This is a genomic window from uncultured Arthrobacter sp., assembly GCF_902805515.1.
Taxonomy (GTDB): domain Bacteria; phylum Actinomycetota; class Actinomycetes; order Actinomycetales; family Micrococcaceae; genus Arthrobacter_D.
The window spans coordinates 1-5,911 of record NZ_CADCTE010000175.1 but is presented as its reverse complement, the minus strand read 5'-3'; the positions used below and the strand labels follow the sequence as shown (position 1 = coordinate 5,911).

The 5,911-nt window shown below is 67.2% G+C and carries 4 protein-coding genes; 1 reads left to right on the top strand and 3 read right to left on the bottom strand.

Annotated features, from left to right (window positions below):
* Positions 1–240: 240 nt before the first annotated feature.
* The 3 genes from QZX79_RS16200 to QZX79_RS16190 all read right to left on the bottom strand — a co-directional run bounded on the left by QZX79_RS16200 (position 241) and on the right by QZX79_RS16190 (position 4,206).
* Positions 241–1,782 carry an ABC transporter substrate-binding protein gene (locus QZX79_RS16200; RefSeq protein WP_294569870.1) on the bottom strand — a complete coding sequence of 514 codons (1,542 nt, stop codon included), beginning with the start codon at positions 1,780–1,782 and terminating at the stop codon, positions 241–243.
* 83 nt (positions 1,783–1,865) lie between these two features.
* Positions 1,866–3,641: a murein biosynthesis integral membrane protein MurJ gene (murJ, locus tag QZX79_RS16195; RefSeq protein WP_294569868.1), complete on the bottom strand. Its 1,776-nt coding sequence runs from the start codon at positions 3,639–3,641 to the stop codon at positions 1,866–1,868.
* A 34-nt stretch (positions 3,642–3,675) separates the two neighbouring features.
* The gene (locus QZX79_RS16190; RefSeq protein WP_120165932.1) at positions 3,676–4,206 is read right to left on the bottom strand and encodes an NUDIX hydrolase; all 531 of its coding nucleotides are present in this window, start codon (positions 4,204–4,206) and stop codon (positions 3,676–3,678) included.
* Between the two features lie 149 nt (positions 4,207–4,355).
* Here QZX79_RS16190 and QZX79_RS16185 point away from each other — a divergent pair, with 149 nt between their 5' ends.
* A complete protein-coding gene (locus QZX79_RS16185; RefSeq protein WP_294569865.1) occupies positions 4,356–5,798 on the top strand; it encodes a CCA tRNA nucleotidyltransferase in 1,443 nt (480 codons plus the stop codon).
* Positions 5,799–5,911 lie beyond the last annotated feature (113 nt).

The window sequence follows — 5,911 nt, the reverse complement described above, 5'->3', positions numbered from 1 at the left end:
CCGACGGTCCGGATCCCACAATGATGACATCGTGGATTTTCTGCTCGCCTTCGGGGGTGCCGCCTGCTGCGGTCTGGGTTTCAGTTGTCACGTTTACGGTGAACCTTCCTATCTGGGTGCACGCTGCAGTAGCCTGCGCATGGATCTCCGCGGACCCCTAGCACAACCATGCCTGTCCTCGGGTTATTCCGGGGGACGCGTCCGGGAGGACGCGCCGTGCCTGGGGAGCCACCGCGTTTCCTAGGAAACGCCGATCTCGGCGATGCGCAGTCCCCAGGGGAACTGCGCCTGGATGTTCGAGAGCCGGGGCAGCTGGGTGAAGTTGACGATCACATAGCGTGCCGTGGCCGGTCCGTCGTCCCCTTCCGGGACGGGCGTGGTGATGGACGGCCCGGTGAAGCCTCCCTGGGCGATCTGTTCCGCCCCCTCCAGGGTGGGGGCGTCGTTGAGAAGCACCGAGAAGTTTCCGCCGGTGCCGTTCAACTGGTCGATTTTGACCTCTGAGATTGTTGATTCCTCTTCGAGTTCGACCACGAGGGCGAGGCTCTGCGCCAGTCCGCCGAAGACGTCATTGGCGTAGACATAGCTTCCCCAGAAGGTCGCCGGGTTGTTGTCCACGGTCAGGGGCAGGTTCGCGTCGTTCGGGGCGTCGAGGTTCTGGTTGCTGGGAACCAGCCGTGTCACGCCGGTGATGACCGGGGGGACCGTTTCCGCGGCGGGCTCGGCGGACTCGGTGGCAGCCCCGGAAGGCGGGGTGGATTCCGCTCCCTGTGTTTCACCACCGGAGGTCGTGGGGTCGTCATTGGCTGTGGGGTTGGACAGCCCGCCGATGGTTGTCGCGGCGACGACCACAGCGATGATCAAAAGCAGCGACAGAACTGCTCCCACCAGGATCCGGGTGAACTTCCGGTTGCCTTCGGGGCGGTCGTCCTCGTACTCATCCCGGTCGTCGTCGTCCGCAGGAGGAGGGGCCGGGAAGCGGGACGGAGCCCGCTCCGGCCGCCCGGCAGCAGCCGACGCACCCAGGGCCGAGGCGCCGAGGGCGGCGCCGGCAGTCCTGCCCGGGCCCGATGCCTCGGGCTCACTGGGAAGACGGGTCACCTTCGGGTTGGGATCCTCCTGCCGACGGGGGTCTCTGCCAGCCGATCCGCGGGAGGGTCCAGGCGACCCCGCGGGCGGCATCGCCGGCGCGGGCGGGACCGGCCGGGAAGCCTTCGGGGTGGATTCGGTACCGACGGCACGCTGTTCAGCGGTTCCTGACCCACCGGCGGTCACCGGCTGTGCATCCTCCGCGGTGGCTCCCGCCGCCGGCCGGCCGAACTTCTTCGACAGGTTGGCGAATGGTGAACGGCGCTCGACGTGCTCCTTCTCCTCGTAGTGGTCCTCGTCGTAGGTCTCCGGCTCCGTGGACCGTGCCACCCCGAAGATTTCCGAACCCAGGGTGTCGGTGAAGAACGGTTCGATGTACGGCGCCTCCTGCTGCACAATCAGGTCCAGCAGGTCCGCGGCGGAGGCCCGGTTGGTGACCAGGTAGGTGCCTCCTTCGGTGATTCCCAGGTCGAGGACCTGAATCGAGCCGTGACGCTCACCGGTTGCCACCTCGCGCGCACTGGCGGCCACCTGGCCGGCGTTGGCGGGCGAAGCGACAAGGATGCTGACGGGGCGGTTCAGGACCTGGTCCACGCCATCGAGTACAAGGTCCTTGTCAGCAGAAGCCAGCACATAGGCGGTGACTTTGTATCGGCCCCCTAGCACTGAACCGACGTCTACTGCTTCTGGCACGTGTTCCTCCCGCTGCAAGCTGGCTGATTTTTACCCATGCTACCGGTCGACCGCCTGTTCCCCGGGTTACGGCGTCAGTTCCCTCACCGCTTAAACCGGGCGAGCAGCGGGGAAAGGAATTCGCTGAGCTCGCTGACCTTCAGGGCCTTCAGCGCCGCAAGGTAGATCAGGACCATCACCGTGCCGCCGACAATGAGGACGGCGGTCGAGTGCAGCACGGACTGCCAGACGAATCCGTCCGGCCGGTATGCGCCCGCCAGCCAGAGGAGGGCCGAGCCGCCGACGGCGGCGGCGATCCCGGCGAGGGTAAGCCGGACATGGACGTCGAAGATATGCCCGGCACCGTAACGGCCAATGGTCCGCCGAAGGAAGAAGTGGGTCACGGCGACCGCCACCACATTGCCCACCGAGTACCCCACGGCGAGCATCGGCACGATCAGGTCGGGCCGGAAGGCGCCGGCGGTGAGGGCGAGAGCGACTCCCAGCACCGAGAGGATCAGCTGGATCTTCAGCGGGGTGACGACGTCCTCCCGTGCGTAGAACACCCGGTTGAGGAAGAAGTTGGCGCTGAGGAACGGCGCGCCCAGGGCCAGCAGCGCGATGATCACCGCATTGATGGCGCCGCTCGCCTGGGATCCACCGCTGAAGAGCATTCCCAGCGGCACGGCCAGGGTGAGCAGGGCCGCGGCTCCGAACACCGTGGCCACCCCGATCGTGCGCAGCCCGCGGGAGAGGGTGTCCCTGAGCGCCGCGAGGTTGTGGTCGGCGTGTGCAGCCGCTAGCTGGTTGAACAGAACCGTAGCAAGGGACACGGCGATGACCGAGTGGGGAAGGACATAGACCAGGGAACCGATCTCAAGGTTCGCCAGACCCGCAATCGGCTGGGGTGGGGTGCGGTTGGCGTAGTCGGCGCGGGCCTCGGTGGCGATGGTGGCGACCCACTGGTTCACCAGGTACAGGCCGTTGCCGACGAGCATGGTGATGATGGTGACCGACGCGAGCTTTCCGGTCTGGCCGAAGCCGACGCCCCGCCACCCGAACCGGGGGCTCAGGCCGAGGCCCAGCTTCCTCAGGGGGAGAAACAGCACAAGGGCCTGAACGACGATTCCGAAGGTGGTGCCGCCGGCCAGCAGGAGGGTGTGGGTAAGCGTCCAGTTCTCCGGGGTGTGCCCGGCGGTACTTTCCGGGCCCAGGACCACGATGAACGCGGTGAGGAAGCCGATGGAGATGACGTTGTTGACCACGGGCGCCCAGGTATAGGGGCCGAACGAGCCGTTGGCGTTGAGCACCTGGCCGATGATGGCGTACAGCCCGTAGAAGAAGATCTGCGGCAGGCACCAGTAGGCGAAGGTGGTCACGAGGGCCAGGCGGGCACCGGAGACGTTGCTCACGAGGTCCGCGATGAAGGGGGCCGCGAGGGTCGCGAGGACCGTCAGGACCAGCAGCCCGCAGGCTGCAAGGGTGATGAGGCGGCTGATGTAGTCCGCACCCCGGTCCTCCTTGCGGCTTGCCTTGATGATCTGCGGCACCAGGACGGCGTTGAAGACGCCGCCGGCGACCATCAGGTAGATGAAGTTGGGCAGGTTGTTGGCCGCAGGAAACAGGTCGGAGACCTGGCCGAGGGTGCCGATCGCCGTGGCAAGCAGCGCGACGCGGATCAGGCCGAGAAGCCTCGAGACAAGGGTTCCGGCGGCCATGATGGCGCTGGAGCGGGCCGTGGTGTCTTCTGCCGGGCCGCTGCCGCCGGGTGCGGCGGCCCCGTTCCGTCCCGCGGCAGCACCTTCAGGATGGCGCTGGGTACGCCCGGCCAGCACGCCGGTGTCCTGCACCGGGATCGAGGCTGTGTTGCTTTCGGACATTGAGAACGTTCGTCTCCTTGCGTGACGCGGTGCGTCAGAGGTAATTGGGCAGGACCTCGCGGGCCAGATCCGCGATGCGCCGTTCGTTGGGGAACGACAGTTTCCGCCCCAGCTCATCAAGGGGCACCCATGCGACGTCAACCGCCTCATGGTCGGGATCGTTCTCGATGGTCAGGTGTCCGCCGGTGGCGACGAGGAGGAAATGGTGAACCGTCTTGTGCACCCGGTGTCCGCTGACAGTGAACCAGTAGTCGATGCTCCCCAGCGCGGTGACGATGTCCCCGCGGATACCGGTCTCTTCCTCGATCTCGCGGACCGCCGCCTGCTCGCTGTCTTCCTGGTTCTCGGGATGGCCCTTGGGGAGGCACCATTCCAGCCTGCCGCCGCGGTTCAGGCGCGCGATGATCGCGACATTCAGGGTCCCGCTGGTAGTGTCCACAACGATCCCGCCCGCAGACACCTCCTCCACCGTGGGCAGCTGGTGCTGCGGTGCAGGCGTGCCCGGGCTTCCCATTGACACTGTCAACGGGGTGCGTTTAGGTGCACTTGGAACGGGTCGGTCCATGCAGACCACTCTAACGATCTTTAACGGCAGGCAATGACGGCGGCAGGCCGGGCCGACCCGAACAGTTGGGGCTGGCGGCAGGCCGCAGCCGAGGCGGCGGGCGGCCCCGGCATGGAATTTGGCCCCCGATCTGGCACGCTTAAGGGACTATGGTGCACCCGTTGGACAAATCGACCCTGACCACGCCGCTCCCGCCGGTCGTCACCGAGCTGGGAGAGCTCTTCAGCCAGGCCGGCTACGAGCTTTCACTGGTCGGGGGACCGGTCCGCGACCTCTTCCTGGGCCGAAGCTCCCCGGATCTCGACTTCACGACCAATGCCGATCCGGACCAGACCCTCGCCGTGATCCGGGGCTGGGCGGACGCCTACTGGGAGATCGGCCGGGCCTTCGGCACCATCGGGCTGCGCCGGGGCTCCCACCAGATCGAAATCACCACCTACCGCGCCGACGCGTATGACCCTGGCTCACGGAACCCGTCCGTGGCCTTCGGCTCGAACCTCGAGGAGGACCTGCTCCGGCGCGACTTCACCATCAACGCGATGGCCCTGACCCTTCCGGCGATGGAGCTCGTCGACCCCTTTGGCGGGGTGAAGGATCTGCACGCCGGCGTCCTGCGCACCCCGGGCGCGCCGTCGTCGTCGTTCTCCGACGATCCGCTGAGGATGATGCGCGCGGCCCGCTTCGCCTCCCAACTAGGAGTGAGCGTCGCTCCGGAGGTGGCCGAGGCGATGACGGCCATGGCGGAGCGGATCGGAATCATCTCGGCCGAACGGATCCGGGACGAACTCGTCAAGCTGATCAACGGCCGCGCTCCCGTCCGCGGCATCGACCTCCTCGTCGAGACGGGACTGGCCGACCACGTGCTTCCCGAGGTGTCCGCGCTGCGGCTCGAGATCGACGAGCATCACCGGCACAAGGACGTCTACCGGCACTCCCTCACCGTCCTCGAGCAGGCCTGCGCGCTGGAAACCGACGCCGACGGGTCCGTCCCGGGACCGGACTTCGTGCTGCGCTTCGCAGCGCTGCTCCATGACATCGGGAAGCCGGCCACCCGGAAGTTCGGCCCCGGAAACGCCGTCAGCTTCCGCCACCACGACGCGGTGGGCGCCAAGCTCACCGCCCGCCGCATGCGCGCGCTGCGCTTCGACAACGACACCATCAAGGCCGTGTCCCGCCTCGTCGAACTGCACATGCGGTTCTACGGCTACGGTGAGGCCGGCTGGACCGATTCAGCCGTGCGCCGCTATGTCACCGATGCGGGGCCGCTGCTGGAGCGGCTCCACCGCCTGGTCCGCTCGGATGTGACAACGCGCAACCGGCGTCAGGTGGAACGGCTTGCCTTTGCCTACGACGACCTTGAGGCCCGCATCTCCGCTCTGGCCGAGCAGGAAGAGCTTGCCATGATCCGCCCCGACCTGGACGGCGCGCAGATCATGGCCCTCCTCGGAATAACACCTGGCCCGGTGGTCGGGCGCGCCTACCGCTATCTTCTCGAGGAGCGCATGGAACACGGACCGTTGGACCCGGCAACCGCCGAGGCCCGGCTCCGCAGCTGGTGGTCACACCAGCCTGAATCAAAGGAGATACTATGAGTCCGCTCTCAGGGGCAGCCCAGCCCGATCCCACCCCCGCAGGAACCCCGCTGCCGCGGCTGTGGCTGCTCCGCCACGGCGAGACCGAGTGGTCCCGGGACGGAAACTACACA